Genomic DNA, 17,045 nt, shown 5'->3' on the forward strand with positions numbered 1-17,045 from the left:
AACCGTTTCTGGTCCGGATCGTATCGCCGTGAATGGGAGGTGACGTGACTGACGGGCGATACGATGTTTCGGGGTTGCCCGAGGCTCAATTTGAGCCCGGTTCGGGTGATACCGTCCTGAAAAACTTGGTCGGGATCACGTCGAAGCAAGCGATGGACGACGCAGAGGCTAAGGCCCTCGAACGCGCAACGGAGTGGGCGATCGGGACGTTCGATGTCACACATCGCTTTACCGCATCTGATGTCTGTGGGATGCATCGAGTCTGGCTCGGGGAGATCTACGAGTGGGCGGGACGGTATCGGCGGGTCAATGTCAGCAAAGGCGAGGTTCTATTTGCCGTTGCCGCTCAGATTCCTGCGCTCATGGCGGAATTCGAACAAGGACCGTTGCGCCGTCATACGCCGTGCAATGTCACCGGCCGATCTGCCGTGGCGCGCGCGCTGGCAGAGGTGCACACGGAGTTGGTGTTGATTCATCCGTTTCGCGAGGGAAACGGGCGGGTGACACGGCTGCTCTCGACGCTGATGGCGTTACAGGCCGGTTTGCCGTTGCTCGATTTCCAGGTGATCGCAGGCGAAAAGAAGGGCGCGTACTTTGAAGCGGTGCGGGCCGGACTCGACCGAGATTATGAACCGATGGCGCGGATCTTTGGGGAGATTATCGAGCGGAGCGGCGCCGCTTCGTGAGGCGATCGATGCCTTCCGAACTGGTCAGCATTCGCGCGATGGATTCCACGGAGGCCCCCGTTTCGACGGCGGTTGAACTGGACACGTTGGTGACCAGCGCCTTCCGGTACGCTGCGCGGTCTCGGAGATAAGGATTGGTTTCGACCAGGGGGCGTTTCAACATAAGTTCATTTTAACATAAAGGGCTGTGTAAGAGACCGACGGTTGGTCGATGCGAGGGTGCATTACGATAGTTCCGATCGGTTTGGCGGAACAAGGGTAATACCTCCAGAAAGGGCAAGAAAGCGGGTAACAAGGGCTCCGGGAGGCCGAGAGCCGGTGTAGCGGGTCCGCTTTGTCGGACCGCCGTTCTTTGACAACTGAATAGGAGTATTCCTATGGATGCAGCGACTGATTCCGCGGCAGGGGCGGAGGAGGTGCCGCCCCTGCCGGTTCGGATGCTGAACGAGTACACGTACTGCCCGAGGCTTGGCTACCTCATGTGGGTGCAGGGGGAGTTTATGGACTCGGCTGATACGGTGGATGGGCGGTTTCAGCATCGGCGCGTGGATCAGGAGAAGAAGCGGCGGATCTCGCGGCGGGCGCCCGTCGATGACGGGCCGGTGACCATCCATGCGCGGTCGGTCTCGTTGGCGTCGGATCGGCTGGGATTGGTCGCGAAGATCGATTTGGTCGAGGGCGAATGCAACCGCGTGACGCCGGTCGACTACAAACGGGGCAAGCGACCCCACATCCCCAAGGGCGCGTGGGAGCCGGAGATGGTGCAGTTGTGCGCGCAGGGGTTGATTCTGCGCGACAACGGTTTTGAGTGCGGGGAGGGCGTGCTGTACTTCGCCGCCTCGCGCGAGCGGGTGCCGGTCGTCTTCGATGGGGCGTTGATCGCACGCACGCTGGAGCTGGTCGATCTGATGCGCAAGGCCGCACGCGAAGGCGTGGTGCCGCCGCCTTTGGTGGACAGTCCGAAGTGTCCTCGCTGCGCGCTCGTCAGCATTTGTTTGCCCGACGAGGTGACGTTTCTTCAGTCTCAGGCCCACGAGCCACGGCCGCTCTTCCCCTCCCGCGACGACGCGTTGCCGTTCTACGTCCAGCACCAAGGCGCCAGAGTGAGGAAAGACGGAGACGTACTCAAGATCATGGAGCGTGACGAGCTGTTGGCGGAGGGGCGGTTGCGCGAGATCTCCCAACTCGTCCTCTTTGGAGGCGTGCAGGTGAGTACCGGCGTGATCCAAGAGCTCTGCAAACGCGGGATTCCAATGACGTATCTCTCGGGCGGCGGCTGGTTTTACGGCGTGACCCACGGGATGAGCCACAAGAACGTGGAGCTGCGCCGCCATCAGTACCGAACTGCGACGGACGCTTCCCGAAGTCTGGTACTCGCGCGCCGGTTCGTGCAGGCGAAGATCGCCAATTGCCGCACATTGCTGCGGCGCAATGCGAGTACCGTGCCGGAAGACGTGCTGGATGATCTGAAAGGCGACATGCGCCGCGCCGGTGAAGCGCCCACAATGGAGACATTGTTGGGGGTCGAAGGCAACTCGGCCCAGCGATATTTTTCATGGTTCTCGTCCATGCTCGCGAACGGAATGGGCTTTGCGTTCGAGCATCGCAACCGGCGGCCCCCCAAGGATCCGGTTAACGCCCTGCTCTCGCTGGCCTACGCCATGTTGGCCCGGGAATGGACGACGACGTTATTGGCGGTGGGGTTTGATCCGTATCTCGGGTTCTATCACCAGCCCCGTTATGGACGCCCCGCGCTGGCCTTGGATCTGATGGAGGAGTTTCGGCCGTTGATCGGGGACTCCGCGGTGATCACGGCCATCAACAATGAAGAGATTCGACGGAGAGATTTCATCGAGACCTTGGGCGCCGTCGCGCTTACGCCGGTCGGCCGGAGCCGGTTTATCGAAGTGTACGAGCGCCGGATGAGCCAGGAGATTACGCACCCGGTCTTCGGCTACACCATCAGCTACCGGCGGGTGTTGGAAGTCCAGGCAAGGTTGCTCGGGCGGCATCTGGCCGGTGAGATTCCCGAGTATCCCTCGTTTACCACGCGGTAGCGATGCGGCATCTGTACGTGGTCACGTACGATATATCGAGTCCCAAACGCTGGCGACGGGTGTTTCGGACGATGCGGGGTTTCGGCGACCATCTGCAACTCTCCGTGTTCCTCTGCGACCTGCCGCTGATGGAGCGCGTGCAGATGCAGGCGCTCCTGCACGAGATCATCCATCACGAAGAGGACAAGGTAATGATCGTCGACCTCGGGCCAACCGAAGGGCGCACGATTCAAAGTATCGAGACGATTGGCATTCCCGTGGAGATTACAAAACGGGGGCCCCAAGTGGTCTGATTTGCCGCTCGTTGGTGCGAGCGGTTCAGTGCGAGAAGAAAGTCTGAACGGCATGCGGCCAGGGTGTTGAGTTTCGGGGATTACCGTGGAAAGGGAGGGAGGATGCAGAGAGAAATCGGAAAGCGCTCGCAAATGCCTTTAGAGGATATCGAAATATCAGATAAATTCCAGGGTGCTGTTTCCGCGGTCTCACAGCCGCGGCCTCATTGAAGCTTTCGGAGTCGCCGCGCCAAGCAACGCGCGAGTGCAGGTTTCCGCGGTCTCACAGCCGCGGCCTCATTGAAGCGACTGGAAGGCCGGAAAAATCTCGATCCGAGGGCGACGTTTCCGCGGTCTCACAGCCGCGGCCTCATTGAAGCCACTATCATCCCAAGTGTCTCGGGATCTATCTACACGTTTCCGCGGTCTCACAGCCGCGGCCTCATTGAAGCAGTATATCAAGATCATGGACGGGACCGCGGACAGCGGTTTCCGCGGTCTCACAGCCGCGGCCTCATTGAAGCGATCTTACCATCGACAAGCACAAAGAGGCGTCTTTCGTTTCCGCGGTCTCACAGCCGCGGCCTCATTGAAGCTGAATGTCAAGATAATCTCCAGTATCTCGGTTGACACGTTTCCGCGGTCTCACAGCCGCGGCCTCATTGAAGCAACTGGTGTGTTGAAAGCGTCTGCATCTAGCGGTCCTCGTTTCCGCGGTCTCACAGCCGCGGCCTCATTGAAGCATAGAACTCGTGGAAATTATCAAGAATAACATCGAGGTTTCCGCGGTCTCACAGCCGCGGCCTCATTGAAGCCTGCCACAGGTCTTATCAATGGAGGAAATCAAAGTGCACGTTTCCGCGGTCTCACAGCCGCGGCCTCATTGAAGCTGTCCGCATTGTGAAAAACTTGGAGTAGGGTACGTCCGTGTTTCCGCGGTCTCACAGCCGCGGCCTCATTGAAGCTTGTGTTTGCTACCCATTCTCATCGTCGCACCCCCTGTTTCCGCGGTCTCACAGCCGCGGCCTCATTGAAGCGTGGTTTACACCGTTAGGCCGCGGGCCGATTGAGCCGGTTTCCGCGGTCTCACAGCCGCGGCCTCATTGAAGCATACCGGGGGTCGCCGCACACGATTCCTTGGCGTCGTTTCCGCGGTCTCACAGCCGCGGCCTCATTGAAGCTGGGACTAAAAAAAAAAGCGGGAGGCCTGTTGTCGGTTTCCGCGGTCTCACAGCCGCGGCCTCATTGAAGCGATCACCATCTTAGCAGAATATTTCGCGAAGGAAGAAGGTTTCCGCGGTCTCACAGCCGCGGCCTCATTGAAGCTATCGCGACGTGTCGAGAATGGTATCCTCCGGCCGCATGTTTCCGCGGTCTCACAGCCGCGGCCTCATTGAAGCTTCGTCGTTAATCGCTCAATCCGGAGAGGAAAACATGTTTCCGCGGTCTCACAGCCGCGGCCTCATTGAAGCCTCGGCCTGACCTATCTGCCGGAGCACCAACTGTGGGTTTCCGCGGTCTCACAGCCGCGGCCTCATTGAAGCCACTCCTCCGACAGCGACGATTCGTAGGCCGTGATCGTTTCCGCGGTCTCACAGCCGCGGCCTCATTGAAGCGCGGCCCCAGCGCGTCCCAGACGGCCCCCGCGACGCGGTTTCCGCGGTCTCACAGCCGCGGCCTCATTGAAGCCATCACCGCATGGCCGTTGAGAGGACGATCCGCCCGGGTTTCCGCGGTCTCACAGCCGCGGCCTCATTGAAGCCCGATTGGCCAGACACCACTGGCGGCATTTGCCATACGTTTCCGCGGTCTCACAGCCGCGGCCTCATTGAAGCCGGGCCGCCCTGGCCGGTGATGTGGGTGAACAGCAACGTTTCCGCGGTCTCACAGCCGCGGCCTCATTGAAGCCCCGCACTGCTGCAATCCGTGATCTCGCGGCACGGCTCGTTTCCGCGGTCTCACAGCCGCGGCCTCATTGAAGCATGGTGGCGGTAATGTCGGTCTTGCTCATCTGGTCGGTTTCCGCGGTCTCACAGCCGCGGCCTCATTGAAGCGGAAGCGCTCTCCCTCCAGCCGCATCGAATTGTTTGGTTTCCGCGGTCTCACAGCCGCGGCCTCATTGAAGCCAGGCACGCTCGGAATCCGCCACAACCGCCTCATAGTTTCCGCGGTCTCACAGCCGCGGCCTCATTGAAGCGCCTCGACCTGCGCCTTTGTCGGCGCGCGGCTTACGCGTTTCCGCGGTCTCACAGCCGCGGCCTCATTGAAGCACGCTGAAAACGCCGTTCCTGTTGGCGCGGCGGGTGGGTTTCCGCGGTCTCACAGCCGCGGCCTCATTGAAGCCCGACCTCTTGCCGGAGCGATTCGCGGGCGCGGTCGGGTTTCCGCGGTCTCACAGCCGCGGCCTCATTGAAGCGGGCAACCGGAAGTGCTCGCGCCCCGTCAGCATCAGCGTTTCCGCGGTCTCACAGCCGCGGCCTCATTGAAGCCGTTTCCCCGCCCGCTCTGGGCGCGAGTGAACCGAGTTTCCGCGGTCTCACAGCCGCGGCCTCATTGAAGCCACTTCATTGAGTTTCCCGTTCGTGATCGCATCGACAGTTTCCGCGGTCTCACAGCCGCGGCCTCATTGAAGCAATACCAACATGCTGACGCGGCCGATCCTGGTCAACGTTTCCGCGGTCTCACAGCCGCGGCCTCATTGAAGCTTCAAGCCCGGCTGTCGGTGCGGATCGTAGGGCGTCTGTTTCCGCGGTCTCACAGCCGCGGCCTCATTGAAGCTGTGGGATTTGCTGGAAAACGATCCGCGGTGAGGGCAGTTTCCGCGGTCTCACAGCCGCGGCCTCATTGAAGCGACGCCCCGCTGCTGAACGGCGCGCGGCCGTGCGGCGTTTCCGCGGTCTCACAGCCGCGGCCTCATTGAAGCGTGACCCCGCGATGCGAGATCAGATAATTACTCCTAGTTTCCGCGGTCTCACAGCCGCGGCCTCATTGAAACGTAGTCCGTCTTGACAATGCCGAGCCCACACGCCTAGCATTTGCATAAGGTCTTTTAGTGGACATATGGCGTGTTGCGATGGGTGTTCGTCGGCTGTATCTCAAAATTGGCGATCGGGTGATTCACCGTCGGTATCCGCAGTGGGGCAACGGTGAGGTGGTGGAGGAGCGTACCGCGGTGACCGACGGCGGGATGTGTTTCGTGCGGATCGTGTTTGCGGACGGGCAGGAGCGATCCTTCATCAATAATCTCGACGATGTGAATTGTTGTTACTACACCGGAATCAGGGTCAACGCTTAAGAGGCTGTTGATAACCGGCCATCTGCAGCGTTGTCGCCCCTTAGGTGCCACGGCCGCCTCACCGTCTCGGCGGCGCTCGTGGCTCGGCGCCCCTTCCTCGGGGCGCCACTCGCCTCACGTACGACCCAGTACGCTGCGGTGCGGTTCTCGCTTCGCCTTGCATCTGACCGGTTCTGAACAGCCTCACGTTGTCTGACGATGCGACAACGCTTGAGACGGTCTGATCAGACTGTCTAGAAACCCGGTCCGCTCCAGATTCCTTCCGATCGTTTCCCATGCGGTCTCCTTCGCCCTGAGGTAGGGCACCACAGCCCAGGCTGGAAGCTCTAGTAGTTCTTTAAGGATGTGTGGGTTGGTGCGGATTGCCTCGTCCTGGGCCTGACTGGTCTGATTGATCACCCCGCCTAAGAACTTGAGCCCGTGCGCTTTGGCGACTTGGACCGTCAGCAGGGCGTGGTTGATCGCGCCGAGTTTGTTGCCGATGACCAAAAGAAGAGGGAGGCCAAGGGCTCGCGCCAAGTCCAAAGTCGTCGTGAGGTAGGTCCCCCGCATTCGGCTGAAATCCCCCCATCCCCCCTTTGTCAAAGGGGGGCAAGGGGGGATTTTACCAATGCTGAGTGGGACCATTAGTCCGCCCACACCCTCGACCACAACGATGTCGTGTCGGCTTGCGAGGCGGTGGAAGCGTTGAACGATCGTTGCGAGGGAGATGCGGGTGCGTTGACGCCGCGCCGCAACCAGGGGGGCAAGGGGTGGGCCAAAGCGGTAGGGGCTGATATCGGTCAGCGGATCAGAGGAGCCGGCGACCCGGCGCAGGAGTTCCGCGTCGGCGTGAGCCCCTCCTGCGACACCGCTCTCGACCGGCTTCATCACGCCGACATCGAGGCCCCGGCGCCGCAGCGCCCAAACCAGCCCCGCGGAGACAAGGGTTTTCCCCACTCCTGTATCCGTGCCTACGACAAAGACGCCTCGTGATCGCTTGGTCATGGGCTCAGAGAGTCCCCGCCGGGATGCGGCTATCCATGACAAAGATCTGCCCCGAGATCCACGGGAGCGAAAGGATCGAGAACATCGTGTCAGCCGCGTCCTCTGGTGAAATGACCCCGGGGATCAGTTGTTGCTCGCGGAGAGTCTCTGCGGTTGCGCCGACGGACTCGGTATCCAGCACGGGCGGGCACACGGCGTTGACGCGGATGTTGTCCGGTCCCAGCTCGCGGGCCGAACTCCGGGTGAACGCGATCAGGCCGGCTTTGGCCGCGCTGTAGGCGCTCTGGCCGCGGCGGCCTTGCAGCGCGGCGATCGAGGACACGTTCAGGATCGCCCCGCCGCGTTGTCTGGCCATCACAGGGGCAACGGCCTGGGTGGCGCGCCAGGCTGCGGTGAGGTCGGTGGCGATCACGCGATCCCACGCGTCATCGGGCGTCGAGACGACCAGACGATCATCCACCACGCCGGCGTTGTTCACCCACGCATCGATCCGTCCCCAATGGGTCACGGTCTGCTCGACGATCTGTGGAAAGGTCCCTGGGATGGTGACGTCCGCTTGAAGGACCAGGGCGCGGCCGCCAGCCTCGATGATGGCCTTGGCAACTGCCTCTGCCTCGGCGCGCCGCGTGCGGCAGTGCACGACCACGCGCCAGCCCGCACGGCCGCAACGCAACGCGATCGCGCGACCCAGGCCGCGCGAGGAACCGGTGACGACGATAACCGGCGGGGCTGACGCGTCAGATGACGCCAAGTTGTTTGGCGACCCGTTCGAGCGCCGACAAGGCGAGCCCGAGGTCGTCGGGCGTGTGCGTCGCGAGGATTGAGGTCCGCAGGCGTGCGGTGCCGGCGGGCACGGTGGGCGGTCGGATCGCGGGGGCGAACACGCCCTCCTCCATTAACGCCGACGCCATCTGAACGGCGCGCGCGTCGGCTCCGATCCGAAGCGGGATGATGGGCGAGGCGCTGCCCAAGGTGTCGAATCCCATCTTACGCACGCTGTCGTGCCAGATGTGGCGGTTGGCCCAGAGGCGTTCGCGGCGCTCGGGTTCGTCTTCCAGCACGCGAATCGCTTCCAGCGAGGCGGCTGCGATCGCGGGAGGCAGGGCCGTGGTGTAGATGAATGTGCGGGCGCGGTTGACCAGATAGTCGATCAAGACTTTGGGGCCTGCAACAAACCCCCCGAGTGCGCCGAGCGCTTTACTCAGGGTGCCCATCTGGATGATCGGGCGGTCGCGCAGGTTCCAATGCTCGGACGAGCCCGTGCCCCGGGCACCGAACACGCCGGTGGCATGGGCGTCGTCGACCAGGAGCATCGCGTCATATTGCTCGGCGAGTACCACCAGGTCGGGCAGTGGCGCGAGGTCGCCTTCCATGCTGAACACGCTGTCGGTCACGATCAGCGCGCGGCCGTTTGGTGCACGGCGCTTCAACAGAGTCCGGAGTTGATCCAGCCGGTCGCGCCGATAGATCCGGAACCGGGCGTTGCTGGCCCGGCATCCGTCGATCAGGCTGGCATGGCAGTCGCGATCAGCCAGGATCAGATCGTCCCTCCCGACCAATGACGGGATGATGCCCAAGTTGGCCTGGTACCCGGTGCTGAACACCAGCGCGGCCTCGGTGCCCTTGAGGCGAGCCAGCGCGGCCTCCAGTTTTTCATGTTCCGGGCTGTTCCCCGTCAACAGGCGCGAGGCCCCCGCGCCCACTCCTTCGCGCTCGATCACGCGAATGGCCGCGGCCTTGACGCGCGGGTGCTCGGCCAAGCCCAAGTAGTTGTTGGACCCGAAGTTGACCAGAGTGCGCCCGTTCCACACGAACCGCGGCCCCACGCCTCCTTCGATGGTCCGGAGCACGCGAAGTCTGTCTGCCTTCCGTACACGCTCCAGCTCTTGCCGATAAGGAGCGAAGAGGTCACGCGTGGGGCTGAACGGGGATCGGACCACTAGGAACCTTTCCGGGCAACCGCCAGGTTGAGCCCGTTCAGGAACGCGTCAGATGCAAGGCGGAGCGAGCGCCCGCACCGCAGCGTACTGGGTCGTACGTGAGGAGCGGACGCGCAGCGACAACGCCGCAGACGACCGTTCCTGGACGGGCTCCCTAGGCCGGCTCGATGACGCAGCGAAACGGGTACCCCGCACTCTTCGCTGCCTGGTGGACTTGCGCCTGTTTCATCTCGGCCTGCTCGAGTGGGAGCGTGGCCACGTGCGAGGCGCCGGTGGTATGAACCTCCCACATTAATCGCGTCGCAGTGGGCGGGTCTTTCTGGAAAAAACGAATCAACACGTCCACCACGAATTCCATGGTGGTGACGGGATCGTCGAGCAGGATGACTTTGTACGGCGGGATCAGCGCCACGTCGGACGTGGTGTCCTGATCAGGCAAAACCGGAGTCAGGGTCGTCACGGCGGATGTCCTACCACATGCGCGGAGAGGGGGTCAAACGTCCCCGAATGCCCATCGGAGGTATTGGGGAGTCTTGACAAAACATTCAGCTCGATGGTAAATACTAATCAGTAATTGATCCTAACTAGTTTCAAACAATGAATCAGAAACGCCTGCATAAGCACGACCCCGTCGCCACGCGCCTCAAAGACGCGGGCCTCAAGCTTACCCATCAGCGGTTGGCGATCTACCAGGCGCTGGCGGACACGGAGAGCCATCCGACGGCCGAAGAGGTCCACGCCGCGGTGAAGCGCTCGTACCCCATGATGTCGCTGAACACCGTGTACACCACGTTGGAGACGCTCAAGTCGATCGGGTTGATTCAGGAAATGCGCTTCCTCGATAATATCGCGCGGTACGACGCCAACGTGGACCCCCATCATCACGTGGTGTGTGTCGCGTGCCGCCGGGTCGAGGATTTCGAAGACGCCGCGCTCGACCGCATCCAGGCGCCGGCAGCGGTCAAGCGAAGGTATCGGTTGGTCGGTCACCACGTGCAATTCCTGGGGTACTGCCCGTCGTGCCGATCGGAAGGACACTAATCCAAATCTCACGCAGGGAGGAAGGAACCATGGCAAAGAATCTTCAGGGCACCAAGACGTTGGCGAATTTGAAAGAGGGGTTTGCCGGTGAGTCGCAGGCGAACCGGCGCTACCTGTACTTCGCGCGTAAAGCGGACATCGAGGGGTATCCGGACGTGGCCGGCGTGTTTCGAGACACCGCCGAGGGCGAAACCGGACACGCGTTCGGTCACTTCGACTTCATGGCCGCGGTGGGCGACCCGGTGACCGGCGTGCCGGTCGGGGATACCGACAAGAACCTCAAGTCCGCGATCGAAGGCGAGACCTACGAGTACACCCAGATGTATCCGGGGTTCGCCAAGACGGCGCGGGAAGAGGGTTTCGAGGAGATCTCCGAGTGGTTTGAGACGCTGGCGCGGGCCGAGAAATCACATGCCGGGCGGTTCACCAAGGCGTTGGACAGCCTCAAGAAATAGGCGAAATCTCAACCGGCAGTGTGACCTGACGGCACGGGCGCGCCCCAGCGGGCCCGTGCCGTCCCAAGCGAGGGGGCATGGAGGCTCAGTTTTCCGATTCCAAGTTTTGGGACGCGGGTTCGCTTCAGCGGGAGTGGCTGCGGGTGGCCGACATCTGTCACGGCTGCCGCCGCTGCTTCAATCTCTGTCCTTCATTCTCCATCTTGTTCAATGGGATCGACGCGCTGGACGGCGAGGTCGAAAAGCTGGGCGATACGGTCGCGCGCCAGGTCGTTGACGCGTGTTACTACTGCAAGCTTTGCTACAACCATTGCCCGTACACCCCGCCCCACGAATTCAAGCTGGATTTTCCCTTACTGATGGTGCGGGCCAAAGCGGTGCGTGCCAAGACCCAGCGGCCGCGGTTGCGCGATCGTCTGCTGGTGAGGACCGATTTGATCGGTCGCTCCTTGCGCTGGGTGGCCCCGCTGGTGAATCGATTGACGGGCGTTGCGTGGTTTCGCAGCCTGTTGCACCGGTGGGGCGGGATCCACAAGGACCGGCGCCTGCCTCCGGTGGCGTCTCAGACGTTTCCGATGTGGATCGAGAAGCACGAGAGACGCGCCGTGGGCGAGCGGAAGGTGGCGTTGTTCTCGGGGTGCCTCACCAACTACAACTATCCGTCCATCGGACGCGCCACGGTGCAGGTGCTGGAGAAGAACGGCGTGGCCGTTGCGTGGCCGGAGCAGCGCTGCTGCGGAATGCCGTATTTCGACACCGGCGACCTGGAGACGATCCACCACCACGCGCGAGACAACGTGGCGTCGCTCAAGGCGATGGTCGACCAGGGTTACGCCGTGGTCTCTCCGATCCCGACCTGCAGTTTGATGATCAAGAAAGAATACCCCGCGTTGCTCGGCAGCGACGACGCCCGGATGGTGGCGAAACACACCTTCGACGTGTGCGAGTATCTCATGGCGCTCCACCAGAAGGGACTGCTCTCCACCGACTTCCGGGAGCGCGTCGGCACGGTGGCCTACCAGGTCCCGTGTCATCTGCGCGATCAGAACATCGGATACAAGTCCCGCGACCTGCTGCAATTGATTCCGGGGACCACGGTGGAAGTGATCGAGCGGTGCACGGGGCACGACGGGTCGTGGAGCCTGAAGACCGAGTTCTTCGCGGCGTCCATGCAGGTGGGACAAAAGGCGTTTCGCGCGGTCGCCGCGGCCGAGGCCGACACGCTGGTGTCGGATTGCCCGTTGTCCGGACTTCAACTCGAGCAGGGCACGGGAAAGAAGAGTTGTCATCCCATCGAAGTCGTCAACCGGGCGTACGGTTTGCCCGCCGTGTGAGGAGTTCCGCGATGTTGAAAGTCCATCGATCCGAGGTGAAGTCGCTGCCCGAGTACGAACGGGTCCGCGAGCAGTCGCGCCGCGAGGTCATCGCGCTGAAGAAAAAACGGCGCGTGGCACTGGGCGAGTGCGTGTCCCTGGTATTCGAGAACCGGCGCACGGTCACGCACCAGATCCAGGAAATGATGCGAACCGAACACCTCTACGATGAAAACCAGATCCTCCACGAGATCGAGACCTACAACCGGTTGATCCCGGGGCCGAACGAGCTGTCGGCCACGTTGTTCATCGAGGTGGATGATCCGCAGGCCATCAAACCCACGCTCGACCGATTGCGCGGCATCGACAACGGGCGCTCGCTGTTCCTGCGCGTCGGCGACCTGCCGCCGATCTACGCGGCGTTCGAGGCAGGGCACAGCAACGAGGAGAAAATCAGCGCCGTGCACTATCTCCGATTTGCGCTCGACGCGAAAAGCCAGGAGGGGCTGCGTAGCGGCGCCCCCGCAGCGCTGGTGATGGATCACCCGCGGTACCAGGCTGAGACTGCTCTTAGTGATGAGACGCGGCGGCAGCTGATCCAAGACCTTTCCTCCTAAAGCCTGTCCATGAAGGGTCATCTGCGGCGTTGCCGCTGCGCATCCGGTCCTCGCGTACGCACCCAGTACGCTTCGGTCCGGTGCTCGCGGCGCCTGGCATCTGACTCCTTCCTGAACAGGCTTCAAGCGCGGAAGACCGGCCGCGCATGGGGGGCTCCAGAACAGAAATTTCCTAGGAGGTCGCTCGCCATGGACGTCACTCCCTTTTTGCTCGATGGTCAGTGGGTCACCAGTCGTTCCACCATCCCCTTACGCAACCCCCACACCGGAACGGTGATCGCGAAGGTCTGCCAGGCGGACCAGGAACATCTTGACCAGGCCATTGCCGCGGCGGAGCGCGCCTTCCGGGACACCCGCGCGCTCCCGCGGCACCAGCGGGCGGCATGGCTCTCGAATACGGCCGCGGGCCTGGCCGCGCAGAAGGCGGATCTCGCGCGGCTGATCGCGTCCGAGGCGGGGAAGCCGGTCCAATACGCGAGCAGCGAGGTGGATCGGGCCGTCGCGACCTTCACAGTCGCCTCGGAAGAGGCCAAGCGGCTGGCGGGCGAGTGGATTCCCACGGACTGGACGCCGGCCGGCGAGGGGTACGTGGCCATGACCAAACGCGTGCCGCTGGGTCCGGTGGCGGCGTTCGCGCCGTTCAACTTTCCGTTGAACCTGGTTGCGCACAAGATCGCGCCGTGCTTGGCCTCGGGCAACACCGTGGTGCTCAAGCCGCCGCCGCAAGCGCCGCTGACCTCCTTGCGCCTGGGGCAGATCCTCCTGGACGCGGGGGTGCCTCCGGGCGTGGTCAACGTCCTCCCGTGTGAGATCCCGATTGCGGAGGCCCTGGTCGCGGATCCGCGGATCCAGTTCATCACGTTCACCGGCAGCGCCAAGGTCGGCTGGCACCTCAAAGCCAACTCGGGGAAGAAAGGCGTGTTGCTCGAACTGGGCGGCAACGCGGCCGCGGTGGTGCACGTTGACGCGGATTTGCCGTGGGTGGCCAAGCGCCTGGCCGTGGGCGCCTTCGCCTACGCGGGCCAGATTTGCATCTCGGTCCAGCGTATCCTGATCCACGAGGCGGTTTACGAGCGTTTCGTGGAGCAGTTCCTGTCCGAAGTCGACGCGCTGCCGGCGGGCGATCCGCTCGACGCCAAGACCGTGGTCGGTCCCTTGATCGACCAGGCAGCGGCGGATCGGGTCGAACGCTGGGTGTCCGACGCCGTAGCGGGTGGCGCGCAAGCGCTCCGGCCCGTCAGCCGGAAGGACAACGTGATCGCCCCGATCGTGCTCGCCAATACGAAACCGTCGATGGCGGTGAGCTGCGAAGAGGTCTTTGGCCCGGTCGTGACCCTGGCGCCGTACCGGTCGTTCGACGAGGCGCTGGCTGCGGTGAACGACTCGCGCTACGGTCTGCAAGCCGGGGTCTTCACCCACGACATGCGCCGGGTCTTCGAGGCGATCGATCGTCTCGATGTGGGCGGGGTGATCGTCAACGACTATCCGACGTTTCGCGTGGACCACACGCCGTACGGCGGCATGAAGGACTCGGGCCTGGGTCGCGAAGGCGTCAAATACGCGATGGATGCCATGACGCAGATCAAAACCACCGTGTTCAGGACCGGCCATTCACTCTGAAAGGGAGATGCCATCGGATCATGTCATGGTAGCGTGATATAGTATCTTGACATGATGGCGTATCCGTGAGAAGCTGATTTTTGTGAAAACCGCGAGCGCGTTGAGATCGCCCGAGCAGGCCCAGGTTGCCGGGGCATTGATCCGCCGAATCAGGAACGCGCTGGCCCTCTCGCAGGAGAGCCTCGCCGGCGTGTTGGGCGTGTCGGTCCGCACCGTCGTTCGTTGGGAGAGCGAAGGGGATGAGCCGCCTCAGATCGAGCGGGAACGGCTCGAATGGGTGGGGGAACTCGTCGACATTGCCCGAACGATCATGGAGGAGGACGAAGTCGGCCGGTGGTTCAAGACGCCGAAGGCGGCGCTCGGCGGCCGGCGGCCGGTTGAACTTCTCGGCTCGCTCCGCGGCTTGCAGCAGATCCAGCGCGTGTTGGAATCCACCCGCTGGGGCATCTTTTAGCACCCCTCGTAATTGTCTCCTCGCGTCAATCCCCGCAGCCTCCGCACGGTTCCACCCCGCCGGTTCGAGGCGGTGGTCGTACGTATCATTGCCGACGCGTACCGGGACCGACCGTTGTCGCTGGAAGGCAGCGTCTTGTACGGCGGGCGCTACAACCCGCCGGGTGAGTTCGGCGCGCTTTACTGCGGCCTAACGACCGAGACCTGTTGGGCCGAGCTTGAGCACAAACACGAAGGGAGACTCAAACGCAGTGCGTTTCGCCTGGTGCGGTTGTCGGTTCGCCTGCAGCGCGTCCTCGATTTGACAGCGTCGACGGTCCGCGACGCGCTCGACTTGCCCCCGGAGGCGCTGACGCGACCGACTGACTACGCCCTCACGCGAGCGATCGCCCGCTCCGCTCGGGAGGCCGGGTTCGAAGCGATCCTTGCGCCGTCCGCCGCAGGAAAAGGGACGATCCTGGCGATCTTCACCGATCGGCTCGCGGAGGGTTCAGGAGTCGCCGCAAAGACGAGGTCCATGCGCAGCCGGGGGCGTGTGCGAACGCCCCGCCGGCCGCGTTGACGACTTGGAGCATTGACGACTCGGAGCCCTTGACCTGACCGTCCAAAAGCTGATAAGGTCCGCGGCAATTCACCCCTGACCGGAGTCCCACGAGCGACGCTGCATGGCGGATCAAACCGAGGAATCGTCAGTCGCCTACCAAGTCAAGCTCCCCGCGTTCGAGGGGCCGCTCGACTTGCTGTTGCACCTCATCAAAGAGCACCGGGTCGACATCTACGACATCCCGATCGCGCTGATCACGCGGCAATACCTCGAGTACCTCGATCTGATGAAGGAGTTGAACCTGTCCATCGCCGGGGAGTTCTTGGTGATGGCGGCGACGTTGGTGCAGATCAAGTCCCGCATGTTGCTTCCGCGCGAGGAACAGGCCGACTCCTCCGAGCCCGAAGAGGACCCCAGAGAAGAGTTGGTCCGACGCCTGGTCGAGTATCAGCGCTTCAAGGGCGCTGCGGAGGGCTTGGAGGAACGCGAAACCGCGTGGCGCGACGTGTTCCGGCGTGCCCCGACGCCGGCTCCCCAGGAGATCGAGGAGTACGAGCTGGGCGAGCTGTCCGTCTTCGACCTGCTGACCGCGCTGCGCGAGGTCCTCGAACGCGCGCCCGATCAGACCATCATGGATGTGACCGTCGACACACTCACGGTCCGGGATCGGATGACCGCGATCATCGAGCGGTTCGACGCATTGGCCGACAGCGCGCAGCTCCGGTTCGACGAGTTGTTCGACCGCGCGGAGACCCGCCTGGCCGTCATCGTCACGTTCCTCGCGCTGCTGGAGTTGGTCAAGATGCACGTGTTGGGCCTGAGGCAGGGCGCCCCCGGCGGGGAGATCCTGGTGGTCCGCGTGGACCCGGCAGCGCCCTCGGCGAACGGTGGGGATTCCTCGAACGAGTTGCACCATGGATGATCGCGAACTGAGGCCGATTCTGGAGGCGCTGCTGTTCGTCTCGCCCGATCCGCTCTCGTTGAACCGGTTGTGCGAGGTGCTCGACGGGATCGACCGAACCCGTATCGTCGCGTGTCTGAATGACTTGCGGGACGAGTACCGGCGAGCCGACCATGGGCTGACCCTGGTCGAGGTGGCGGGCGGGTATCAACTCGCGACCGTGCCGGAGGCAGCGCCCTGGCTGCGCAAGCTGTCGGTGGCCAAAGCGCCGCCGCGCCTGTCAAAGCCCGCCTTGGAGACGCTCGCCATCGTGGCGTACAAACAACCCCTGACCCGACCGGAGATCGAAGCCATCCGGGGCGTGGACGTGGCCGGCGTGGTCAAGACGCTGATGGATCGGCGGCTGGTCAAGATCGTGGGCCGCAAGGACGTTCCGGGCCGACCCATGATGTTCGGCACGACCAAGGAGTTTCTCCAGGCGTTTGGTCTCAATAACTTGGCAGATCTCCCGACCCTCAGGGATTTTGCGGAAATCGCCCGCGCGACCGACGCGTCGGTGGAGTCCGAATCGGACGCCTCGTCGGTCGAGGTTTCCGAGGCTGAGGCGGTGATCGCCGGAACGGACGAGCCCACCCAGGCCGCGGTTGACGCTGTCGAGCAGCCCGCCTCCTAGGAGTCTGACCGGCATCGAGCGACCTGAGCCTGTTTAGGAGTGCGTCAGATGCAAGGCGGCGCGAGAACCGCACCGGAGCGTACGTGGTGGGTACGTGAGGAGCGGGAGCGGAGCGCCAACGCAGCAGATGACCACTCATAGACAGGCTCCGACGCCCGTGGAACCGCTTCCACGAGCGTCGGTCCCGGACC

At 63.1% G+C, this 17,045-nt stretch carries 17 protein-coding genes and 1 CRISPR repeat array; of the genes, 13 read left to right on the top strand and 4 right to left on the bottom strand.

Going from position 1 to position 17,045, the window contains the following annotated elements; translation table 11 throughout:
- The first annotated feature begins 44 nt into the window (after positions 1–44).
- The 4 genes from AB1451_04720 (at position 45) to AB1451_04735 (ending at position 6,310) form a co-directional block, all read left to right on the top strand.
- Complete coding sequence (locus tag AB1451_04720) at positions 45–686, top strand: Fic family protein (GenBank protein MEW6682214.1); 642 nt, start codon at positions 45–47, stop codon at positions 684–686.
- Positions 687–1,063: 377 nt separating this feature from the next.
- The gene (gene cas1, locus AB1451_04725; GenBank protein ID MEW6682215.1) at positions 1,064–2,743 is read left to right on the top strand and encodes a CRISPR-associated endonuclease Cas1; all 1,680 of its coding nucleotides are present in this window, start codon (positions 1,064–1,066) and stop codon (positions 2,741–2,743) included.
- 2 nt (positions 2,744–2,745) lie between these two features.
- Positions 2,746–3,036: a CRISPR-associated endonuclease Cas2 gene (gene cas2, locus AB1451_04730; GenBank protein ID MEW6682216.1), complete on the top strand. Its 291-nt coding sequence runs from the start codon at positions 2,746–2,748 to the stop codon at positions 3,034–3,036.
- Between the two features lie 177 nt (positions 3,037–3,213).
- Positions 3,214–6,010: direct repeats of the CRISPR family, unit length 36 nt; unit sequence GTTTCCGCGGTCTCACAGCCGCGGCCTCATTGAAGC.
- Between the two features lie 78 nt (positions 6,011–6,088).
- Positions 6,089–6,310 (top strand): DUF3553 domain-containing protein, encoded by a 222-nt coding sequence (locus tag AB1451_04735; GenBank protein MEW6682217.1) that lies wholly within the window; start codon positions 6,089–6,091, stop codon positions 6,308–6,310.
- Between the two features lie 183 nt (positions 6,311–6,493).
- On the opposite strand, the gene bioD is transcribed toward AB1451_04735, so the two are convergent.
- From bioD to AB1451_04755, 4 genes are all read right to left on the bottom strand, one after another.
- Complete coding sequence (gene bioD / locus AB1451_04740; GenBank protein MEW6682218.1) at positions 6,494–7,249, bottom strand: dethiobiotin synthase; 756 nt, start codon at positions 7,247–7,249, stop codon at positions 6,494–6,496.
- A 52-nt stretch (positions 7,250–7,301) separates the two neighbouring features.
- Positions 7,302–8,048 (bottom strand): SDR family NAD(P)-dependent oxidoreductase, encoded by a 747-nt coding sequence (locus AB1451_04745; GenBank protein ID MEW6682219.1) that lies wholly within the window; start codon positions 8,046–8,048, stop codon positions 7,302–7,304.
- Positions 8,035–9,147 (bottom strand): 8-amino-7-oxononanoate synthase, encoded by a 1,113-nt coding sequence (gene bioF, locus AB1451_04750; GenBank protein MEW6682220.1) that lies wholly within the window; start codon positions 9,145–9,147, stop codon positions 8,035–8,037. Before bioF ends, AB1451_04745 begins: the two co-directional genes overlap by 14 nt.
- 244 nt (positions 9,148–9,391) lie before the next feature.
- Positions 9,392–9,697: an ATP-dependent Clp protease adaptor ClpS gene (locus tag AB1451_04755; protein ID MEW6682221.1), complete on the bottom strand. Its 306-nt coding sequence runs from the start codon at positions 9,695–9,697 to the stop codon at positions 9,392–9,394.
- A 137-nt stretch (positions 9,698–9,834) separates the two neighbouring features.
- Here AB1451_04755 and AB1451_04760 point away from each other — a divergent pair, with 137 nt between their 5' ends.
- The 9 genes from AB1451_04760 to scpB all read left to right on the top strand — a co-directional run bounded on the left by AB1451_04760 (position 9,835) and on the right by scpB (position 16,854).
- Positions 9,835–10,278 (top strand): transcriptional repressor, encoded by a 444-nt coding sequence (locus AB1451_04760; protein ID MEW6682222.1) that lies wholly within the window; start codon positions 9,835–9,837, stop codon positions 10,276–10,278.
- A gap of 29 nt (positions 10,279–10,307) precedes the next feature.
- Positions 10,308–10,733 carry a rubrerythrin family protein gene (locus tag AB1451_04765; GenBank protein MEW6682223.1) on the top strand — a complete coding sequence of 142 codons (426 nt, stop codon included), beginning with the start codon at positions 10,308–10,310 and terminating at the stop codon, positions 10,731–10,733.
- A gap of 77 nt (positions 10,734–10,810) precedes the next feature.
- Entirely contained in the window at positions 10,811–12,067 is a 1,257-nt protein-coding gene (locus AB1451_04770; GenBank protein ID MEW6682224.1) for an anaerobic glycerol-3-phosphate dehydrogenase subunit C, read from the top strand.
- Between the two features lie 11 nt (positions 12,068–12,078).
- Positions 12,079–12,663, top strand: coding sequence for a DUF3501 family protein (locus tag AB1451_04775; protein ID MEW6682225.1), 585 nt, complete (start codon positions 12,079–12,081; stop codon positions 12,661–12,663).
- Between the two features lie 189 nt (positions 12,664–12,852).
- Positions 12,853–14,283: an aldehyde dehydrogenase family protein gene (locus tag AB1451_04780; protein ID MEW6682226.1), complete on the top strand. Its 1,431-nt coding sequence runs from the start codon at positions 12,853–12,855 to the stop codon at positions 14,281–14,283.
- A gap of 82 nt (positions 14,284–14,365) precedes the next feature.
- On the top strand, positions 14,366–14,737 hold the full coding sequence (locus tag AB1451_04785; protein ID MEW6682227.1) for an antitoxin Xre/MbcA/ParS toxin-binding domain-containing protein: 372 nt from the start codon (positions 14,366–14,368) through the stop codon (positions 14,735–14,737).
- Positions 14,738–14,809: 72 nt separating this feature from the next.
- The gene (locus AB1451_04790; GenBank protein ID MEW6682228.1) at positions 14,810–15,298 is read left to right on the top strand and encodes an RES family NAD+ phosphorylase; all 489 of its coding nucleotides are present in this window, start codon (positions 14,810–14,812) and stop codon (positions 15,296–15,298) included.
- 103 nt (positions 15,299–15,401) lie between these two features.
- Entirely contained in the window at positions 15,402–16,202 is an 801-nt protein-coding gene (locus tag AB1451_04795; GenBank protein ID MEW6682229.1) for a segregation/condensation protein A, read from the top strand.
- The gene (gene scpB / locus AB1451_04800) at positions 16,195–16,854 is read left to right on the top strand and encodes an SMC-Scp complex subunit ScpB (protein MEW6682230.1); all 660 of its coding nucleotides are present in this window, start codon (positions 16,195–16,197) and stop codon (positions 16,852–16,854) included. The genes AB1451_04795 and scpB overlap by 8 nt, the downstream gene beginning before the upstream one ends.
- Positions 16,855–17,045 lie beyond the last annotated feature (191 nt).

This window comes from Nitrospirota bacterium (genome assembly GCA_040757335.1).
In the GTDB taxonomy this organism is placed as follows: Bacteria; Nitrospirota; Nitrospiria; order 2-01-FULL-66-17; family 2-01-FULL-66-17; genus JBFLXB01.